At 60.8% G+C, this 20,138-nt stretch carries 16 protein-coding genes; 4 read left to right on the forward strand and 12 right to left on the reverse strand.

All coding sequences use genetic code 11. The features are described 5' to 3' along the window. Window positions 1-1,157 precede the first annotated feature (1,157 nt). The 8 genes from ACB035_RS04975 to ACB035_RS05010 form a co-directional block, all read right to left on the reverse strand. Window positions 1,158-1,913, reverse strand: a complete 756-nt coding sequence (locus tag ACB035_RS04975; RefSeq protein ID WP_042056222.1) for an ABC transporter substrate-binding protein — start codon at window positions 1,911-1,913, stop codon at window positions 1,158-1,160. Between the two features lie 139 nt (window positions 1,914-2,052). After that, window positions 2,053-2,799 (reverse strand): ABC transporter substrate-binding protein, encoded by a 747-nt coding sequence (locus ACB035_RS04980; protein ID WP_103251035.1) that lies wholly within the window; start codon window positions 2,797-2,799, stop codon window positions 2,053-2,055. Window positions 2,800-2,929: 130 nt separating this feature from the next. Next, entirely contained in the window at window positions 2,930-3,676 is a 747-nt protein-coding gene (locus tag ACB035_RS04985; RefSeq protein ID WP_005359739.1) for an ABC transporter substrate-binding protein, read from the reverse strand. Window positions 3,677-3,747: 71 nt separating this feature from the next. Beyond that, complete coding sequence (locus ACB035_RS04990; RefSeq protein WP_371166811.1) at window positions 3,748-4,266, reverse strand: GDYXXLXY domain-containing protein; 519 nt, start codon at window positions 4,264-4,266, stop codon at window positions 3,748-3,750. Next, window positions 4,263-5,267, reverse strand: a complete 1,005-nt coding sequence (locus tag ACB035_RS04995; protein WP_371166812.1) for a DUF4401 domain-containing protein — start codon at window positions 5,265-5,267, stop codon at window positions 4,263-4,265. The genes ACB035_RS04990 and ACB035_RS04995 overlap by 4 nt, the downstream gene beginning before the upstream one ends. Window positions 5,268-5,365: 98 nt before the next feature. Next, a complete protein-coding gene (locus ACB035_RS05000; protein WP_371166813.1) occupies window positions 5,366-6,304 on the reverse strand; it encodes a DUF2157 domain-containing protein in 939 nt (312 codons plus the stop codon). Window positions 6,305-6,468: 164 nt separating this feature from the next. Beyond that, complete coding sequence (locus ACB035_RS05005; protein ID WP_005346773.1) at window positions 6,469-7,026, reverse strand: TMEM165/GDT1 family protein; 558 nt, start codon at window positions 7,024-7,026, stop codon at window positions 6,469-6,471. 260 nt (window positions 7,027-7,286) lie between these two features. Continuing rightward, entirely contained in the window at window positions 7,287-7,616 is a 330-nt protein-coding gene (locus tag ACB035_RS05010; protein ID WP_005337385.1) for a translation initiation factor, read from the reverse strand. Window positions 7,617-7,735: 119 nt separating this feature from the next. Here ACB035_RS05010 and ACB035_RS05015 point away from each other — a divergent pair, with 119 nt between their 5' ends. The 3 genes from ACB035_RS05015 (at window position 7,736) to ACB035_RS05025 (ending at window position 10,598) form a co-directional block, all read left to right on the forward strand. Continuing rightward, window positions 7,736-7,963, forward strand: coding sequence for a FeoA family protein (locus ACB035_RS05015; protein WP_005337384.1), 228 nt, complete (start codon window positions 7,736-7,738; stop codon window positions 7,961-7,963). Window positions 7,964-8,091: 128 nt separating this feature from the next. Further along, window positions 8,092-10,362, forward strand: a complete 2,271-nt coding sequence (feoB, locus tag ACB035_RS05020) for a Fe(2+) transporter permease subunit FeoB (protein WP_371166814.1) — start codon at window positions 8,092-8,094, stop codon at window positions 10,360-10,362. After that, on the forward strand, window positions 10,359-10,598 hold the full coding sequence (locus ACB035_RS05025; RefSeq protein ID WP_371166815.1) for a FeoC-like transcriptional regulator: 240 nt from the start codon (window positions 10,359-10,361) through the stop codon (window positions 10,596-10,598). Before feoB ends, ACB035_RS05025 begins: the two co-directional genes overlap by 4 nt. A 99-nt stretch (window positions 10,599-10,697) precedes the next feature. Here ACB035_RS05025 and ACB035_RS05030 read toward each other — a convergent pair whose 3' ends face one another. After that, window positions 10,698-11,348 (reverse strand): DUF2913 family protein, encoded by a 651-nt coding sequence (locus ACB035_RS05030; protein ID WP_201906378.1) that lies wholly within the window; start codon window positions 11,346-11,348, stop codon window positions 10,698-10,700. A gap of 98 nt (window positions 11,349-11,446) precedes the next feature. Then, window positions 11,447-12,742 carry a DEAD/DEAH box helicase gene (locus ACB035_RS05035; protein ID WP_005337380.1) on the reverse strand — a complete coding sequence of 432 codons (1,296 nt, stop codon included), beginning with the start codon at window positions 12,740-12,742 and terminating at the stop codon, window positions 11,447-11,449. Between the two features lie 287 nt (window positions 12,743-13,029). On the opposite strand from ACB035_RS05035, the gene ACB035_RS05040 reads away from it, so the two are divergent. Next, window positions 13,030-13,608 (forward strand): O-methyltransferase, encoded by a 579-nt coding sequence (locus ACB035_RS05040; protein ID WP_371166816.1) that lies wholly within the window; start codon window positions 13,030-13,032, stop codon window positions 13,606-13,608. 77 nt (window positions 13,609-13,685) lie between these two features. Here ACB035_RS05040 and ACB035_RS05045 read toward each other — a convergent pair whose 3' ends face one another. Further along, window positions 13,686-15,101: an FAD-dependent oxidoreductase gene (locus ACB035_RS05045; protein WP_021229438.1), complete on the reverse strand. Its 1,416-nt coding sequence runs from the start codon at window positions 15,099-15,101 to the stop codon at window positions 13,686-13,688. Between the two features lie 12 nt (window positions 15,102-15,113). After that, complete coding sequence (gltB, locus tag ACB035_RS05050; RefSeq protein WP_371166817.1) at window positions 15,114-19,571, reverse strand: glutamate synthase large subunit; 4,458 nt, start codon at window positions 19,569-19,571, stop codon at window positions 15,114-15,116. Between the last annotated feature and the right edge of the window lie 567 nt (window positions 19,572-20,138).

Here is a 20,138-nt window from a genome sequence, read left to right on the forward strand (position 1 = left end):
GGCGAGGGGCCGGATCAGAGATAACGTCTCTCCCGATCACAGCCTCGAATACACCGGATGCTGTTAACCAACCTCGGTGCGGCGGGTTGGCTGTTGCCCCCTGTTGTTCGCCGAGGTGAGTCCGTTTGTCCAGGCCGCGAGGCAGGACGCCGAGCGAGCGCCGCTGGGTCATGGGCCAAACCGGTATTGGACGAGCAACGCTCGGCCCGGTTTGGCGCAAGGACATGGATGTCCGCAGCGGACTTTGGCCGACACCATGGATGGTGGAGGTCAAAGCCCATCGGCGCGTGCCGTGGGACAAACGGGTGAACCGAGGGAACCCGACGCAGGAGGGCGAACAAGTGGGGGAGAAGACTTTTGGTGTTATTTGCTAAAGAGAGCGGGTCTTTCCAAAGTCACTCGCCAAGCCGCGCAGCGGCGGCGAAACCCCGTCGAGGACGGAGTCCTCGTGTCCTGCATGGCGAAGCCATGCCAATTAGGGGGGCGATATTCCGCCATGTAATGACGTTACCGACCCTCACCCTAGCCCTCTCCCGCAAGGGGAGAGGGGACGGTTACCGCGGACGATTACGCTTTGCTAATCGACCCTACTGGCGAAGCCGTGCCAATACCCTGTTGCAGGGCAGAGACGTTACCCAACCCCTCACCCTAGCCCTCTCCCGCAAGGGGAGAGGGGACTGTTACCGCGGACGATTACGCTTCGCTAATCGACCCTACTGGCGAAGCCATGCCAATACCCTGTTGCAGGGCAGAGACGTTACCGACCCCTCACCCTAGCCCTCTCCCGCAAGGGGAGAGGGGACGGTTACCGCGGACGATTACGCTTCGCTAATCGACCCTACGCTAAAGTCGCTACCGCCCCTGACTGTCGCTACCAGATTGCGCCGTTGACCATTGATCTCGGAAAAGGGGTCAACAGACGCCCGTCGCCATATTACGGAGCCAGAGTGGTCTTATCTATGGTTTTGATGAGCTAACTATCAGAAAAGAGTGATTTTTTGCGCTGGCACAAACTTTTATTAATTAGCGATTAGTTAATGATTGTCGGGGCTTGGCAGTGGCAGGGCGGTGGGGTGACGCCGCGAGAGGAGTGCAAACGGTGAAAAGCGAAGGGGCCCGCGGTGGGCCCCTTGTTGTTGGCGCTCGACGCGGCGCCGCTATTTGGCGGCGGGGGTTGGGAAGTATTTGCTGTGCAGCAACGGGTATTCGCTGCTCGCCAGCACCTGGGTCAAGCCGGTCTGGAACTCCTTGACCAGCTCGTCGCTCACCGGATGGCTGAAGGCGAAGCAGAACTGCTCCGAGCTCAGCACCCACTGCTCCTTGAAGCGGGCGGGATCGAGTTTTTGTTCGACGATCAGCTGCTCCATGGTGGTCTTGTTGGTGGAGACCAGATCGACCCGGCCTGAGGTGAGCATCTTGAGCGCCTGTGCCAGTCGGTTGGCGGCCATCAGTTTGGTCTCGTCGAAGCCGTTGTTGAGCAGCAGTTGCTCCCCCACATCGGCCCGCACCGCCCCGATATTGAACGCCTTGGCATCGTCGAGCTTGGTGATGGTGATATTGCGATCGGCCAGCCCCACCAGCACGATCTCGGCATACCCGATGGGGCAGGCCCACTTGAACAGGGGATCCCGTGCCTGGGTGCGGGCGGTGGAGAAGAGCACCGCATTGGGCTTTTGGGTCAGCAGGTAGTAACCGCGCGCCCACGGCATGATGGTGATGGGCTGCGCCGGCGTGTTGGTCTTTTTCCACACCAGTTGCAGCAGCTCGACCGCGAGGCCGGTGGGGGCGCCGCTGGCATCGGCGTAGTTGTAGGGTTTGTACTCTTCGGTGATGTAGTGCAGTTTGCCGAGCTCAGGACTCGCCTGTGCGAGGGTGGCCAGCAGCGCCCCGGCCAATCCAATCCATGGTTTCATTTTTGCCATCCTGATCAAGGGAATATCTGCTCAAGTGTGACCAAGCTGGCCGATTTCGCCAAGGCGACGGAGCATGTTTGGCAAAAAAGCGCGAGGGGCTGCCGCCATCCCGCGCCCTATGTCGGCAGCGATCAGGGTGTTAGCGCAGCGGCAGGTATTTGGCTTGCAGGGCCGAGAAATCCGCCGAGGCGACGACCTGGGTCAGCGCCTGCTGAAAGAGGGCGACCTCGCTGTCGGGCACCTGACGGCTGAAGGCGTAGCAGAGCGGTCTGGCATCCAGCACGAAGGCGACATGAAAGTCATCCGGCTTGAAGCCCAGTTGTTGCAGGGTTTGATAGCCCGCCAGCTTGTTGGTCGCAAAGAGATCGGCGCGACCTGAGGTGAGCATTTTGGCCGCCTGGGTGAGGCGATTGGCCAGCATCAGCTGGCGCTCATCGATACCGCGTTCGAGCAGCAGCTGTTTGGAGACGGTAGAGCGCACCACGCCGACCTTGTAGCGGCTGATCTCGGCCACCGAGCCGAGAGTGATGTTGTCCGCCTTGCGCCCCAGCAGCACAAACTCCGAGTGATCGATGGGGCAGGCCCACTTGAAGAGCGCTTCCCGCTGCGGGGTGCGGGCGGTGGCAAACAGCACCACATTGGGTTTTTGTTGCAGCAGGTTGTAGCCCCGGGCCCAGGGCAGAATGCGGATGGGCTGGGGCGACACGCCTCGCGCTTTCCAGATAAGCTGCATCAGCTCCACCGACAATCCGGTCGGCATCCCTTGTTGGTCGCTGAAATTAAACGGGGGAGAGATTTCGCTCAGATACTCGAGCTTGCCCGGATCGGCCTGCGCGAAGGTGGCCCACAAGAGCAGTAGCAGATGAGGTAGGTGCCATGTCCGCACGGGAAAGATCCTTCGCAATCAACAATGTAGCCCAGTTTGACTGCTTGCGGCGGGAATAGCTAGCCACCTCTATTGCATCTTTCATCAATAAAATGGGCAGCGAACTGCTGCCCAGCGGGTGAGTGAGTACTCAGCGCACCGGCAGGTATTTGGCCTGCAATTTGCGAAACTCTTCCGAGGCGAGGGCGCGGGTCAGGCCCTGCTGAAAGAGGGTGATCTCGCTGTCGGGCACCTGACGGCTGAAGGCGTAGCAGAGCTGCTCTGCGCTCAGCACCATGGCCACGTTGAAGTCGTCGCTGCTCAGCTTCAATTCGCGGATGGCGTCATATCCCGCCAGCTTGCTGGTGGCTAGCAGGTCGGCGCGGCCGGAGAGCAACATCTTCAACCCCTGCGACAGGCGGTTGGCCGGGATGATGTTGTTGTCATCCATGCCGTTGTTGAGCAGCAGCTGCTCGGCGGCATCCGAGCGCACCGCGCTGATCTTGTACTGGCTCATCTGATCGAAGGCGGTCAGGGTGATGTTTTGCGCTTTGCGGCCCAGCAGTATGTACTCCGAGTAGCCGATGGGGCAGACCCACTTGAAGAGATCCTCCCGCGCCTGGGTGCGGGCGGTGGAGAAGAGCACCACGTTGGGCTTCTGGGTTAGCAAGTAATAACCTCGCGCCCAGGGCAGGATGCGCACCGGCTGGGGCGTCACGCCGCTGTGTTGCCAGATCATCTGCAGCAGATCGACCGCAAGGCCGGTGGGCTGGCCTTGCGGATCGCTGAAGTTGTAGGGGGGGTACTCTTCGGTGAGGTACTCGAGCTTGCCCAGATCAGCCCGGGCCGTCGAGGCCCAGCAGAGCAGCAACAGATGACAGATCAGCCATATCCTCATTGGGAACATCCTTAGCGATCAACCTTCCCTTGAGTGTGACCATGAACAGAGTAAATAGCCACTCACGGCCGTTACCAGCGGGCGCGGATCTGCCCGATGGGCTGGTAGGCCTCGTCCCGCAGCCCCACCAGCAGGGTCTTGCCATCCGCTTGCAGCCGGAACTCGCCGTAGCGGGCCGCTTCGTACTGCTCCCCGGTGCCCTCTTCAAAGAAGTAGGCATCGGGGCCGATCTGCCACTGCCGCTCGCTCTGGCGCACCTGCAGTAGCCGCTCATCGCTGGCGAGCCGATCCGGTTTGCCATCGGCCACCAGAGTGGCTACCTGATGGGCATCGAGGCGGATCACCAGGGTGTCGCTGCCCTTGTTTTGAGTAGTACGGGCGTCGTGGCTGGTCAGCTCGCGGGCAATCTCGTAGTTGAGGCGCATGTAATCCCCCTGCATCAGGGAGCGGGGATCGACCGGGGCGAGCCGCAGCAGCACCACTTCGCCGCTGCTCATGGCGTGCTCATAGCGCCAGACGGTGGCATTGATGCCCGCCAGGATGGCGAGGCCGCTCAGCAACAGGGCGAGCTGTCGGGTCACAGGTTTCATGAATCGCTCCTTGCCGCGAAGGTGGTGAGCAGCTGGCGGGCACCCAGCAGCAGGATACCGGAGCCCAGCAGCAGCCAGGATTTGGTCATCAGGGTGAGCCCCAGATCGTAGTAATAGAGCGAGCCATAACCGAGCAGCAGCAGGGCCGAGAGGGTCATCAGCCCCAGACTGCCGGCATAGAAGCCGAGGATCAGCACCAGTGCGCCCGCCCCCATGCCGGGGATGATGGCGCTGATCTGCACCAGCGGCAGGCCAAACAGCAGGGGGAGCCTCAGCTTCACCATCACCGCCAGCAGCAGGGCGGCGCAGATCAGGGGATTGAGCCAGATCGGCAGGCGAGACAGCCCCAGTTCGTCCAGCACGCTGCTGCCGCCATCCCACAGCGGGTGGTGCAGACGGCCCAGCACCAGCAGCGAGAGGGCCAGCCCCAACGTGATGGAGTGGTAGAGCTGGTGGCGCTCTGGATCCCTATCTGCCCGCAGCCAGCAGAAGGTGATGGCCGCCATCACCAGCGGCAGGGCCAGCAGTTGCAACCCGAGGCAGGCGAGACCAAGGGTGAGCAGCAGGGCCGCCGCCACGCTGTGAAACAGCCGCACCAGCCAGTGATCGAACAGCACGGCGATGACAAGGGAGAGCAGGCACAACCCAAACCAGAGCAGGGCGTGATGGAGATCAAGCTGATCGAGCAGGCCATAGAGCAGCCATGCATCGGCCGCCAGGGTGAGGGCCAGCACGAACTGATCCCAGAGATCGCCGCTTTGGCTGCGATTAAGGGCGTAGGCCCCCGCCAGCAACACGGCCCCCAGCAGCAGGGCGCTGTTGGCCTCGCGGGTCAGCTGCTCGAAGGTGAGAAACAGGAAAAAGAGCAGGAACAGGGCGGCAATCCAGCCCACCAGCCCCAGCAGAAAGCGGCTCGACCAGTGGGGTTGGGTATCACGGGGCATCTCCCCTTCCACCAGATTGGCCTGTTGCAGTGCTTGCCAAAGGGTCAGATCACTCATGAGACCTCCGTTGTTGTTGCAGCCCACGACCGGTGGTGACCAAGATGCGGAGAGGATGGCGTCCGAGATCAGCCTGCGCTGGGTGCCAAAGGGTTTGATTATTCATGAGACCTCCGTTGCTGTTGCAGCCAGCGGGCGGCGGTGACAGAAAGGCCGATGGCGATCAGGCTCAGCAGCAAGAAGCCGTTGATGTCGGGCTCCATCCACTTGCCCAGCGCCGCGAGGATGACGGCAATCAGACTGAGGCACCCCATGGCGAGTCCGGCGATAAATCTGTGGTGCCAAAGGGCATAGGCGGCGGCCAGCCAGCCAAGCCAGAGCGGCCACACCAGCGTAGAGGCGGCATCAAACAGCGCCAGCAGGGTGAGCAGGGTGGCCCCCAAACCCGCGGCCAGGCCCGCCAGCCAGCTTGGCATCAGGCGCCAGCGGTTTGGCGCCAGCAGAAGCAGACCCCAGAGGGCGGCGTTGAGCAGGGTAAGGCACCAGCCCAATCCCTCTTCATCGAAGGTAAAGAAGAACGTGAACAAACCGAGCCGCCAGTAGAGCACCAGCGCCAGCTGGCCGAGCAGCCAGCTTAAGGTCCAGAGCAGGGGACTTTGGCCAAATACCGCCAGTGGAACCAGCATCAGCGCCCAGGTGGCGAACAGCTGCCAGGGATCGGCGCCGGTCTGGTAGGTCTGACCCACCAGCGCCAGCAGGGCGCCGATATTGAGGGCGATAGCGAGCAGCAGCGCCTGACGGGGCGTATCCCCCAGTGGTTTGCGCCACAGCAGAAGCAGCATGGCGAGCAGCGGCGCCTCCAGCAGGGCGAGGCGGGAGACCCGGCCCAGCTCTTGCCAGTTGAAGGCGACGAAGAAAATAAGGCCAGCCCCGATACAGAGGGCGCCGAGCCAGAGCAGCAGCCGGTCAAACAGCCACTGCCAGCGCGCCGGATGGGGAGGAAGATCGGCGAGGGTCAGGGCGTCCGCCAGCTTCTCTGGCGCCAGCCGTCCCTGTTTGACCCATTCGAGAAGCGTCTCTCTTGATACGTTGTGCATGGGGGGACTCCACGAGGTTTGCCCCATTATGGCATGAGGCACCCGCAACCGTGCACTGCCCCTTGGCTCTGTGCCTGGTGGTTGCGACAGCGGGTTACGCACTAGACAAAGCAGCAAACAAAAAAGCCCTCCACAGGGGAGGGCTTGGTCAGCGGAAAAGGCGATCAGGCAAAGATCAGAGTGCTCACCCCAAGGCCGACGAAGAGGATGGCGCAGGCGATGCGGATCCCCTTGAGCGGCAGCTTGTCTGCCCCCAGCTTGCCGATCAGCACCACCGGCACGTTGGCCAGCATCATGCCGAGGGTGGTCCCGGTAATGACCTGTACCAGCGAGTCATACTTGGCGGCCAGCAATACGGTGGCGATCTGGGTCTTGTCACCAATCTCGGCGATGAAGAAGAGCACGAAGGTGGCCATAAAGGGGCCGTATTTATCCAGCGGGCTCTCCTCGTCATCCATCTTGTCCGGCACCAAAATCCAGATAGCCATGGCGATAAAGGCGATGGCGACCAGCCAGGTCATTATCTTGGGATCGAGCCAGCGGCTGATGAACTCGCCAATCCAGGCGGCTCCCGCATGGTTGAGCAGGGTAGCCGCCAGCATGCCGGCGATGATGGGCCAGGGCTTGCGAAAACGGCAGATGAGCAGCAACGCCAACAGCTGGGTTTTATCGCCGATCTCGGCAATAGCGACGCTGAGGGTTGAGGTTAACAAGGCTTCCATAAAAATGACCGGGGGACGGAATTGTTATAAACCAAAGACAAGCCTGCGCCATCCGTCCCCGGTATTGGCACTGGCCCGTCAAAGGTCTTGTCAAATCCATGGCTGGCATGGATCACCCTGACCATGGTGATTTGGCACCAAGTATGTTGATCAGGGTCGCAAACCGGTATTCATGCAATGGGATGGCACCGGTGTGCGAGACTACTCCCCCTCGATGGGAGCGGGCATTCTAGGGAAAAACCGCATGAGTGACAAGGGGATCAGCCACCCACCAGCTTGACGCTGAAACCGGCTTTCTCCAGCTCGGTTTTGATCAGGTCCCGTTTATCCCCCTGGATCTCGATCACTCCCTCCTTGATACCGCCTCCGGTGCCGCACTTTTTCTTGAGCAGGGTGGCCAGGGATTTTTGCTGATCGGCGGGTACGCCATGAATGGTGATCACCCCGGCACCCTTGCGCCCCTTGGTCTCGCGGCGAATGCGCACGGTGCCGTCGGTGGGGAAGGGGGAGGCGGATTGGGGAGCGCTCTGCTCCTTGATCATGCCGCCATCTGTGCTGTAAACGAGGCGGCTGTTGTTGTCGTGACTCATGGCAATACTTTATGGGTTAGCTAAGCGGAGTTTGATTTTACTCAAATAAAAGTTGAAGACACAGCTTATAATGCCCCAAGTAAAAGCGAATTATTATTGTTTAACTTCAGGAGTCAGTCATGGTACTCACGCAGTTGTCACCGGGACAGAGTGCTCGCATCAAGAATATGAATCAGCTCGCCCGGCCGCTGCGCCGCAAACTGATGGTGATGGGCCTGTTGCCCCAGACTGAAGTCATCTATCTGCGCTCCGCCCCCCTGGGGGACCCGCTCCAGATCCAGTGCCAGGGGATCTGTCTCTCCATGCAAAAGAGTCTGGCCCAGCAAATAGAAGTCGAGCCGGTATAACCCGCTGCTCGGCTGCCGCTCAGGTCAAGAAAGTCACCGGGAGCGGTTCAGAGACAAGAAGTCGAACCTGCAAAGCAGCTTGCCACACGCACGCGGCGGGTTCAGAAGAAAATAGAGGTAGAGCTGGTATGAATTATTCCCTGGTAACGGTAGGTAACCCCAATAGCGGCAAGACCTCCCTGTTCAACGCCCTGACCGGCGCCCGCCAGCAGGTAGGCAACTGGAGTGGCGTCACCGTCGACAAGAAGATGGGTGAGTTCAGCGCGGGTGAGCATCACTTCAAGCTGATGGATCTGCCCGGCATCTATAGCCTGGCGGGTCAGGATGGCAGTCTGGACGAGCAGATCGCCAGCCGCTTTGCCCAGGGCCAACAACCCGACCTGCTGCTCAACGTCATCGACGCCGCCAATCTGGAGCGCTCCCTCTACCTCACGCTGCAACTGCGCGAACTGGGCCTGCCCATGGTGGTGGTGCTCAACAAGCTGGATATCCTGCAAAAGCGCCGCATCGTCATCGACGAGAGCAAGCTCGGCAAATCCCTCGGTTGCCCGGTGGTGGCCCTCTCTGCCCACAACAGTAAGCAGGTTGCCGCCTTCAAGCAGCAGATCCGGCAGTTTATCGGTCAGCCGCAAGCCGCCTTGCAGCTCGATTACGGTCACGAGCTTGAAACCGATCTGGCGGAGCTGGAGACCCTGCTCGCCCCGCATCACCTCACTACCCGTGGTCGCGCCCTGCGCCTGCTGGAAGAGGATGCGGTGATGCAGGAGACCCTGCTGCCCGGTCAGCAGGCGGCCGCCGCCAATGTGGTAGCTCGCGCTCATCAAGGACAGGATATCGACCTGCAACTGGCGGATATTCGCTACGGCCATATCCACCAGTGGGTACAACAGGCTCGCCAGCAGAAGGGCAAGCTCACCGAGGCCCAGAGTGAGTGGCTGGATCGGGTGCTGCTCAATCGCTGGATTGGCATCCCCTTCTTCCTGTTTGTCATGTACCTGATGTTCATGTTTGCCATCAACGTCGGCAGCGCCTTTATCGACTTCTTCGACATCATGGGCGGCGCCCTGTTTGTCGATGGGGTGCACCACCTGCTGGGGCTGATCAATGCCCCCGAATGGTTGGGCGCCATTCTGGCTGACGGCTTCGGGGTTGGTTTGCAGACCGTGGCCACCTTTATTCCGGTGATTGGTTGCCTCTATCTGTTCCTCGCGGTACTGGAGAGCTCCGGCTATCTGGCCCGCGCCGCCTTCGTGGTGGATGCCCTGATGCGCCGCCTCGGCTTGCCGGGCAAGGCGTTCGTGCCGATGCTGATGGGCTTTGGTTGTACCGTCCCCTCAGTGATGGCGACCCGTACCCTCAACTCCGAGCGGGAGCGGTTGATGACCTCCGCCATGGCCCCCTTCATGTCGTGCGGTGCCCGTCTGCCGGTTTACGCCCTGTTTGCGGTGGCTTTCTTCCCCGAGTCAGGCCAGAACCTGGTGTTCGGTCTCTACCTCATCGGCATTCTGGTGGCGGTGCTCACTGGCCTGCTGCTGCGCAATACCCTGCTGCCGGGCAAGAGTGACTCCATGCTGATGGAGATGCCGGATTACGAGTGGCCGCGTCCGGTCAACGTTGCCATCAAGACCTGGCAGAAGCTCAAATCCTTCGTCTTTGGCGCCGGTAAAACCATCGTACTGGTGGTCGCCGTACTGAGCGTGCTTAACTCGCTGGGTACCGATGGCAGCTTTGGCCATCAGGAGCAGGAGAGTTCGGTGCTGAGCAAGATCAGCCAGGCGGTGACCCCGGTGCTGCACCCCATCGGTGTACGCGATGACAACTGGCAGGCCACGGTCGGTATCGTCACCGGTATCTTCGCCAAAGAGGCGGTGGTCGGTACCCTCAACAGCCTCTACGCCGGTGGTGGCGATGCAGAGGAGGAGAGCGAGTTCTCGCTGGTGGCCAGCTTCCACGAGGCGATCGATGCCGTGGCGGCCAATCTGGCGGAGATCAACCCGAGTGACCCCATGGGGCTTGATGTTGGCAACCTTGACGACCAGAAAGCTGCCGCCGAGGCGCAGGAGGTAGATGTCTCCACCTACGGCAATATGCAGACCCACTTCGACGGGGCGGCCGGTGCCTTTGCCTACCTCTTGTTCGTGCTGCTCTACATGCCTTGCGCCGCCGCCATGGGCGCGCTGGTGCGGGAAACCGGTCGTCAGTGGGCGCTGATGACGGCGGTATGGTGCAACTATATGGCCTTTATGTGCGCGACCCTCTTCTATCAGGTCGCGACCTTTGCCGCTCATCCGGAACAGAGCCTGTTCTGGATCGTCAGCTACGGCCTCTCTCTGGTACTGCTCTGGTGGGCCGGGCGCCGTCACGGTGACATCGTCGCCCGCAAGGTGGTGACCTTATGATCCTGCGCGAGCTGGGGGATTACCTCGCCGCGCAGCAGAAGGTGAGCCGGCGTGATCTGGCTCGCCACTTCCAAACCTCGGAAGATGCGGTGGAGGCCATGCTCGGCGTCTGGATGCGCAAGGGGCGGGTCATCAAGCGCGAGAGTCGGGTCTGTGGTGGCAGTTGCTGCGGCAAGAGCGAGGAGGTGATGTTCGAGTGGTGTGACGCGGGCCAGATTGGCATCAAGATCCGCTAAACGACTACCAGATCTCATCACCAAACATCGAACAATAAAAAACGGCAGGCCCTGCTTTAAATGAGGGTCTGCCGTTTTTATTGTTGAAAACAGGCGGGATCAGGCGCCTTGGCGGGCCTCGCTCAGCAGTGCCAGCGCCGGTTGGGCGTTGTCTGGCATCAGCCGGTAGGCCTTGTGGTGTTTGACCAGGGTGGTCTTCTTGTTGCCCTGGCTCAGCAGCAGACCGTGCTTGAAGGCCGCCTCGGCCAGCACCTTCTCGTCACCGCGCACATAGAGGGTGAGGGGTTTGACAAGCTCACCGCCTTCAATATTCCCTTCATATTCGCAGTGGCTGATCACCAGACTCGGCTGACCGCCCGATTGCAGGCGCAGCTTGGCGTTCACTTCGCTCTCGGTCAGCACCAGCCAGCCTGCCGCTGAGAGCTCCTCCAGCAGGGCAGCCAGCTTGGACCCCAGTTGTTGCGGGTTGGTCATGGCGCACTGGTACTGGAAGGCGATGCGCTCCAGCAATCCCTTGAGATCGGCGCCCGCACCCAGAGTGCGGCCAAGCTGCACCCAAGCTTTCAAATCTTCCATCACCAGACGGGAGAAGCGCTTCTCCTTTAGGGAGTCGGCCATCCAGGTGCAGAGAAAGTGGCTCTCTTGTGCCGGAGTGCGCTTGCCCGCCTTTTGCTCGGCGGTGCGGGCCAGTTCGGCCAGGCTCTGGGTGGCCATCTCGAGCAGGGCCTGATTGTAGGTCGGAGAGGTCATAAGCAATCCTTGAGTTGACCACCAGGGGCCAACACCGATGACAGAGATGGCAAAGGCGCCAGTGGCGCCTTTGCGGTTCAATAGAGCAACTGCCCGCCTTATTTCGGCTGACGGGGCTTCTTGGCGGCGGCCAGACGCTTGAGGCGCTGACCCTGCAGCTTGGCTTCGGCCATCACCTGGGCTACGGCATTATCTTCACGCTGCGGGCGCTTGCCGAAGCGGCGACGCTCCTGCAGCTGTTTGATCAGCTCGTCACGGCTGCTCACCTCATAGCCAGGCACCATGATGCGGCGGATCTTCTGGCCGATCAGGGCCTCGATCTCCAGCAGGGTGCGCTCCTCTTCACGGCTGACGAAGGAGATGGCCATGCCGCGCTTGCCGGCACGACCGGTACGGCCGATGCGGTGCACGTAATCTTCCGCCAGGAACGGCAGATCATAGTTGACCACGTATTCCAGATCCGGAATGTCCAGACCACGGGCGGCCACTTCGGTGGCGACCAGTACCCGTACTTTGCCTTCCATGAATTCGCGCAGGGCGCGGCGACGGTTGCCCTGGGCCTTCTCGCCATGGACAACGGCGGACTTGATGCCGTCGAGGTTCAGCTCCTCGACCAGCACATCACAGCTCTCGCGGGTACTGGCGAACACCAGCACCTGCTGCCAGTTCTGCTTGCCAATCAGCTCTGAGAGCAGCTCGCGCTTGCGCTTCTGCTCGACCGGATAGACGGTGTGGCTGACGGTGTCGGCGGTGGAGTTCTGCTTGTTGACGCTGACGATCTGCGGTCTGTCCAGCATCAGGTTGGCCAGCTTCTTCACCGCATCGGAGAAGGTGGCGGAGAAGAGCAGGTTTTGACGGGTCTTGTTGACCGCTTGCAGGATCTTCTGCACATCGGCACTGAAGCCCATGTCGAGGATGCGATCCGCTTCATCCATCACCAGACACTCGACGCCAGAGAGGCTGAGGTTGCAGGCGGTGAGGTGCTCCAACAGACGGCCCGGGGTGGCCACAATGATGTGAGCGCCCGCTTTGAGCTTCTTGGCCTGCACGTCCTGCTTGCCACCGCCGACGATGGTGATGGTGGTGATATCGAGATACTTGGCGAAGTCATTGATGTTGCTCGCCACCTGAGCCGCCAGCTCGCGGGTCGGGGTCAGGATCAGCACACGGGCGTTGGAAGGCTGGACCGGCGCCGGATTGTCTACCAGACGTTGCAAGATGGGCAGGGCGAAGGCGGCGGTCTTGCCGGTACCGGTCTGGGCGCTGGCCAGCACATCGCGGCCACGGCGAATGGCCGGGATCGCCTGTTGCTGCACAGGGGTCATCTCCTGATAACCGCAATCTGAGACAGCACGCAAAATCTCGGGGGCAAAATCGAACGATTCAAATCTCATAATGGGTTCCTGTGTTCCAGCTGGGCTGTGTTTGGCTTGGTTAGCTCGGCATGAGCGAGACGGAGGTTGTAACCACCGACGGCTGCGCCTGACATCAAGTCAGAGAGTGAGCCGGAAAATGGCGGGCGCGAAGTGTAACAGATAGACGTCACAAATTCTGCCTCAAATGGTTGTCCTTTTCTCATCCTTTGTGGTGTGAATGGTGGTTGAAAGCAATCATTTGACTCCCAAAGACCAAGCCAAGAGCAGTGGGTGAACGGATTTGGACAAGGACGAAAGGGATATCGATGGAACTGGAACAGTTAAAACGCCAGCTGGAGCAGCTTGGCGAGCGCAATGACAGCATGCAGCAGGCTCGACACCGCAAGCTGCTCAATATCACCCGCGACACGGGGGAGTTGCTGTCAGTGCTGGTGCAGACCCGTGGGGCGCAGGCGGTGCTGGAGATCGGCACGTCAAATGGTTACTCCACACTCTGGCTGGCAGAAGCGGTGCGTCGGCTGGAGGGGCACGTGACCACCATTGAGCGGGATGAGGATAAGCGCGTGCTGGCCCATGACAACTTTCAGAGGTCAGGGTTGGCCCCCTGGGTAACCTTGCTGGCAGGGGATGCGAGTGAGCTGTTACCGACCTTGCCGCAAGCCGGCTATCAGCTCATCTTCCTCGATTCGGAGCGTCAGCACTACCGGGCATGGTGGCCGCAGATCCGCCGCCTGCTGGCACCCCGTGGCCTGCTGGTGGTCGACAACGCCATCTCCCATCGCAGCGAGATGGTGGAGTGGATGAACGAGGTCGGGCAGGATCCGGCCTTTGCCACCTCGCTGGTGCCGGTCGGCAAGGGGGAGTGGCTGGTGGTGCGTTTGTAGGGGGAGGAGCTACAAAAAATCAGCCCCGCATTGGCGGGGCTGATAGTGAAAGTGCATCACGGTCTTGGCCGGTCGGATCAGACCGCCAGATAGTCCATGATCCCTTCGGCCGCCTTGCGCCCTTCGTAGATGGCGGTCACCACCAGATCGGAGCCACGTACCGCGTCGCCACCGGCGAACACCTTGGGGTTGCTGGTCTGGAAGGCATACTCCGCCTGCTCGCGGGCCTTGATGCGATCCCGGTTGTCGAGCTCGATGCCGAACTCCGCCATCCAGGGCTGGGGGTTGGGCTGGAAGCCAAACGCCATCACCACCGCATCGGCAGCCAGCACCTGCTCGGAGCCCTCGATGACCACCGGATTGCGGCGACCATTGGCATCGGGTTCACCCAGCTCGGTGCTCACCACCTTGATGCCGACGGTGCGACCGTTGGCATCCAGTTCGACTGCCACCGGTTGCAGGTTGAACATGAACTCAACCCCCTCCTCGCGGGCGTTTTTCACCTCCCGCTTGGAGCCCGGCATGTTCTCCTCGTCGCGGCGATAGGCACAGATCACCTTGGCGGCCCCCTGACGGATGGCGGTACGCACGCAGTCCATGGCGGTATCACCACCGCCCAGCACCACCACCTGCTTGCCAGCGAAGTCGATATAGTCGGCTTGCGCCTTCTCGAACCCCAGCAAGCGGTTGGCGTTGGCGATGAGGTAGGGCAGAGCGTCATAGACGCCCGGCGCCTCTTCGTTGGCAAAGCCGCCCTTCATGTACTTGTAAGTGCCGACCCCGAGGAAGACCGCATCGAACTCGCCGAGCAGATCGGCGAAAGTGATGTCCTTGCCCACCTCGGTTTCGAGACGAAACTCCACGCCCATCCCCTGGAAGATCTCGCGGCGACGCTGCATCACCTCTTTTTCCAGCTTGAAGGAGGGGATGCCGAAGGTGAGCAGGCCACCGATCTCCGGATATTTGTCAAACACCACCGGGGTAACGCCATTGCGTGCCAGCACGTCGGCGCAGGCAAGACCCGCAGGGCCGGCGCCGATGACGGCAACCCGCTTGCCGGTCTTGACCACGTTCGAGAGATCGGGCTTCCAGCCCATCTCGAACGCCTTGTCGGTGATGTATTTTTCGATGTTGCCGATGGTCACCGCGCCGAAGCGATCGTTGAGGGTGCAGGAGCCCTCACAGAGGCGATCCTGCGGGCAGACCCGGCCACACACCTCCGGCAGGCTGTTGGTCTGGTGGGAGAGCTCAACCGCCTCCAGAATGCGCCCCTCTTTGGCCAGCTTCAGCCAGTTGGGGATGTAGTTGTGGACCGGACACTTCCACTCGCAGTAGGGGTTGCCGCACTCGAGGCAGCGATCCGCCTGCATCTGTACCTGCGGCTGATTGAAGGACTCGTAGATCTCCACAAACTGGATTTTGCGGATCTTGAGCGGCTTCTTGGGCGGGTCAACCCGCTGGACATCGATAAACTGAAATACGTTCTGGCTCATAGGGTTCCCTCCTTATTGCGCCTGGATTCTGAGTTCTGCACTGGAACGGCTGGTGTGACCCAGCAGCGATTTCACGTCGCTGGACTTGGGTTTGATCAGCCTGAACTTGGGCACATAGGAGTCGAAGTTGGCCAGGATCTCCTCGGCGCGCGAGCTGCCGGTCTCATTGAGGTGCGCCGTGATGATGCCGCGCAGGTGCTCCTGATGGATGGCGAGATCCGCCACGTCCAGCAGTTCCACCAGCTCGGGGTTGGTGCGCTTGGCGAAGTTGCCGCATTCGTCGAGCACGTAGGCAAAGCCGCCGGTCATGCCCGCCGCGAAGTTGACGCCGGTCTGACCGAGCACGGTGACGATGCCGCCGGTCATGTATTCACAACCGTTGTCGCCAATCCCCTCGACTACCGCCAGGGCGCCGGAATTGCGCACCGCGAAACGCTCGCCGGCAGTGCCTGCGGCGTAGAGTTTGCCGCCGGTGGCGCCGTAGAGGCAGGTGTTGCCGATGATGGCCGCTTCATGGGATTTGAACGCCACACCGACATGGGGCTTGATCACCAGCTTGCCGCCGGTCATCCCCTTGCCCACATAGTCGTTGGCATCGCCAGTGAGGATCATCTCAAGGCCACCGGCGTTCCAGACGCCGAAGCTCTGGCCTGCGGTGCCGTTGAAGTGCACCTTGACCGGATCCGCCGCCATCCCCTGATTGCCGTGACGTTTGACGATCTCGCCCGAGAGGCGCGCACCCACCGAGCGGTCGGTGTTGCGAATGTCGTAGCGGAACTCGCCGCCGCTTGAGGTTTCCACCGCCTCCAGCAGATCTTCCACCATTTTCAGGTTGAGCGGTCCCTTGTCGAAGGTGGGGTTGTGCTGCTGGCTGAACAGGCTGGAGCCTGCCGGTGCTACCGGACGGGCCAGAATACCGGAGAGATCCAGCTTGGCCTGACGGGCGGTGAGGCCGGGCAGGGCTTCCAGCAGATCGGTGCGGCCAATCAGGTCGGTCAGCTGGGTGACGCCGAGCTGGGCCATCAGCTCGCGGGTCTCTTCGGCGATGAACTTGAAGTAGTTCATCACCATCTCCGGCAGGCCGGTGAAGTGCTCGCGACGCAGCTTCTCATCCTGAGTGGCAACGCCGGTGGCGCAGTTGTTCAGGTGGCAAATACGCAGGTATTTGCAACCGAGCGCCACCATGGGGCCGGTGCCAAAGCCGAAGCTCTCGGCGCCGAGGATGGCCGCCTTGATGATGTCGAGGCCGGTTTTGAGACCGCCATCCACCTGCAGCCGCACCTTGTGGCGCAGACCGTTGGCGACCAGCGCCTGCTGGGTTTCAGCCAGACCCAGTTCCCACGGGGAGCCGGCATATTTGACCGAGGTGAGGGGGCTCGCGCCAGTGCCGCCGTCATAACCGGAGATGGTGATGAAGTCGGCATAGGCCTTGGCCACGCCGCAGGCGATGGTGCCCACGCCGGGCTCGGAGACCAGTTTCACCGACACCAGACAGCTCGGGTTGATCTGCTTGATGTCGAAGATGAGCTGGGCCAGATCCTCGATGGAGTAGATGTCGTGGTGCGGCGGCGGCGAGATCAGGGTCACGCCGGGCACGGAATAACGCAGCTGGGCGATCTGGGCGGTGACCTTGTCACCGGGCAGTTGGCCACCTTCGCCGGGCTTGGCACCCTGCGCCACCTTGATCTGCACTACATCGGCGTTCATCAGGTAGTGGGGGGTGACACCGAATCGGCCGGAAGCCACCTGCTTGATACGGGAGTTTTTCTCGGTACCGAAGCGCTTGGGATCTTCGCCGCCTTCGCCGGAGTTGCTTTGACCGCCGAGGCGGTTCATGGCAACAGCCAGCGCCTCGTGGGCCTCAGGGCCGAGGGCGCCGATGGACATGGCGGCGGAGTCGAAGCGGGGGAACAGCTTGTCGGCTGGCTCAACCTGATCCAGCGCGACCGGATTGTCGACCTTCTTCAGGGCAAGCAGATCGCGCAGGGTGGCAACCGGGCGCTCGTTCACCAGGCGGGCGTACTCTTTGTAATCGGCATAGTTGCCGGAGCGCACCGCGGTTTGCAGGGTCTGTACCACGTCCGGGTTGTAGGTGTGGTACTCGCCGCCGTGGACGAACTTGAGCAGGCCGCCATGGGGGAGGGGCTTGCGCACCAGCCAGGCCTGACGGGCCAGATTGTGCTGATCCTGCTGGATATCGGCAAAATCGGCACCCTGAATACGGCTCGATACGCCGCGGAAGCAGGTATCGACCACGGCTTTGGCAAGACCCACCGCTTCGAACAGTTGGGAGCAGCGGTAGCTGGCGACCGTGCTGATGCCCATCTTGGACATCACCTTGTAGAGCCCCTTGTTGATGCCGTTGCGGTAGTTGACCATGGCCTGGCGCAGGGACATGGTGAGCACGCTCTCTTCAACCTGTTTGGCCAGGGTTTCGTAGGCGAGATAGGGGTAGATGGCGGTCGCGCCAAAGCCCAGCAGCACCGAGAAGTGGTGCGGATCGCGGCAGCTTGCAGTCTCCACCAGAATGTTGGCGTCGCAGCGCAGGTTGTTGTCCACCAGAGTACGCTGCACCGCACCCACCGCCATGGCGGCCGGGATCGGCAGGGTGTCGGCGCTGATATCGCGATCAGACAGCACCAGCAGCACGGTGCCACTCTTTGCGGCGGTTTTTGCCTCCTCGCAGATGCGCACGATGGCCGCTTCCAGCCCCTCTTCGGGCTTGAAGTTGAGGCTGATCACCTTGTGCCGGTAGTACTCTCCCTCCAGTGCCAGCAGCTGGTGGAAATCGGAGTAGAGCAGGATCGGTGACTGGAACAGCACCCGGTGGGCGTGGCCGAAGGTCTCGTTGAAGACGTTCTGCTCGCGACCGATACAGGTGGCCAGTGACATCACGTGGTTTTCCCGCAGCGGATCGATGGGCGGGTTGGTCACCTGGGCAAACATCTGGCGGAAGTAGTCATAGAGGGTACGCGGGCCGGAGGAGAGCACCGCCATCGGGGTATCATCCCCCATGGAGCCCACCGCTTCCTGACCATTTTCACCGAGAACCCGGATGATCTGATCCAGCTCCTCGAAGGAGTAGCCAAACAACTTCTGATAGGTTTTCAGCTGGTCATCGGAGAACTCGCGGCTACCGGTCTGGCTGTCGTCCATCTGCTCGAAGGGGACCAGTCGGCGGCAATGTTTGTCCATCCACTGTTTGTAGGTGTGGCGGGTCTTGAGATCGTCATCGATCTCGAAGCTGGTCCACACCTTGCCGTTGCTGGTATCCACCACGAACAGCTCGCCCGGGCCGACCCGGCCCTTCTCCAGCACTTCGTCCGGGGTGTAGTCCCAGGTGCCAACTTCGGAGGCGAGGGTGATGAACTTGTCCTTGGTGATGACGTAGCGGGCCGGACGCAGGCCGTTGCGATCTAGTGCGCAGGTGGCGTAGCGGCCGTCGGTCATGACGATACCGGCGGGGCCGTCCCACGGCTCCATGTGCATGGAGTTGAAGTCGTAGAAGGCGCGCAGGTCGTCATCCATGTTCGGATGTTTTTGCCATGCTGGCGGGATCAACAGGCGCATGGCGCGGAACAGGTCCATGCCACCGGCGAGGAAGAGATCCAGCATGTTGTCGAGACTGGAGGAATCCGACCCCGTGGTGTTGACGAAGGGAGCCGCTTCCTGCAAATCGGGAATGAGCGGCGTCGCAAACTTGTAACTGCGTGCCTTGGCCCACTGGCGGTTGCCGGCGATGGTGTTGATCTCGCCGTTGTGGGCCAGATAGCGGAACGGCTGGGCCAGCGGCCAGCGCGGGCTGGTGTTGGTGGAGAAACGCTGGTGGAAGACGCAGATGGCCGCCTGCATACGGATGTCGGCGAGATCCAGATAGAAGCGCGGCAAGTCCACCGGCATGCACAGCCCTTTATAGACGGTGACCAGGTTGGAGAGGCTGACCACATAGAAGTAGTCGTCGTTGACGCGCTTTTCGATGCGGCGGCGCACGATATAGAGACGGCGCTCGAGATCCTTGTCGACCCAGCCGGGCGGGGCGTTGACAAAGACCTGTTCAATGCTGGGCAGGGAGGCTTTGGCGATGGTACCGAGTACGTTGGTATCGACGGGCACCTTGCGCCAGCCGACCAGACTCAGGGTCTCTTTTTCCAGCTCTTCGTCGATGATGTCGCGGGTCTGCTGGGCCAATACGGGGTCAGGGTTGAGAAACAGCATGCCGACCGCATAGTTGCGGCCAAGGTGCCATCCCTTCTCCTCGGCGACAGCTCTGAAGAAGCTGTCCGGTTTTTGCAGCAGCAGACCGCAACCATCGCCGGTCTTGCCATCGGCGGAGATCCCGCCGCGGTGCTGCATGCGAGCCAATGCTGACATCGCGAGACGGACAAGCTTGTGGCTGGCTTCCCCTTCCATGTGGGCCAACAGGCCGAAGCCACAGTTATCCCTCTCCAGCTTTGGATCATATAGTGACATTGCATTTCTCCCTTGCTCGGCCTTGTATCGCACAGTCATCACCTGACTGCATAAATTGCGATTGGCTCTTGTGGTTCCGTCTGCCTGACGTGGCGAATCTCCAAACTAATGGGATTTTCTGGCGAGGTCAATCGCAGGTCAGGTTTGTCTTCATGGTTACATTCGCATAACAAAATGTCGGGTTAGGGGGATTCGCTCGCAGTTATGGAGTTTTTATTCTGTGTGGTTTGATTTTGTTGGTTAAATATATCGCCATTGGCGGGCTCAATGGTGTGCTCGGCGACGATGGGCGAATGTAGTAATTTTACCAACCCTATGCTACCGAGAGCGGAAGTGATCACATTTTCAATATCCCATGCTTGCAATTGTGTGCTGTCGGGTCTTTTTGAATTTTTCATTGTTCAACAGTGGGTTATCAGGTCTCATTTTCATATGGATGTTTACTGTTTGAATCATCAAAGAACTGTAAAAATCCTTTTTTTGCGCTTTTTCTCTATATTTATTCAAAGTTGGTCGGGTATTTATATGTTTTACCCTCTCCGCTAGCTTGATCCAGCTCAGCCCCTG

Origin of the sequence: Aeromonas sp. S12(2024) (assembly GCF_041402305.1) — a bacterium.
Classification (GTDB): domain Bacteria; phylum Pseudomonadota; class Gammaproteobacteria; order Enterobacterales; family Aeromonadaceae; genus Aeromonas; species Aeromonas veronii.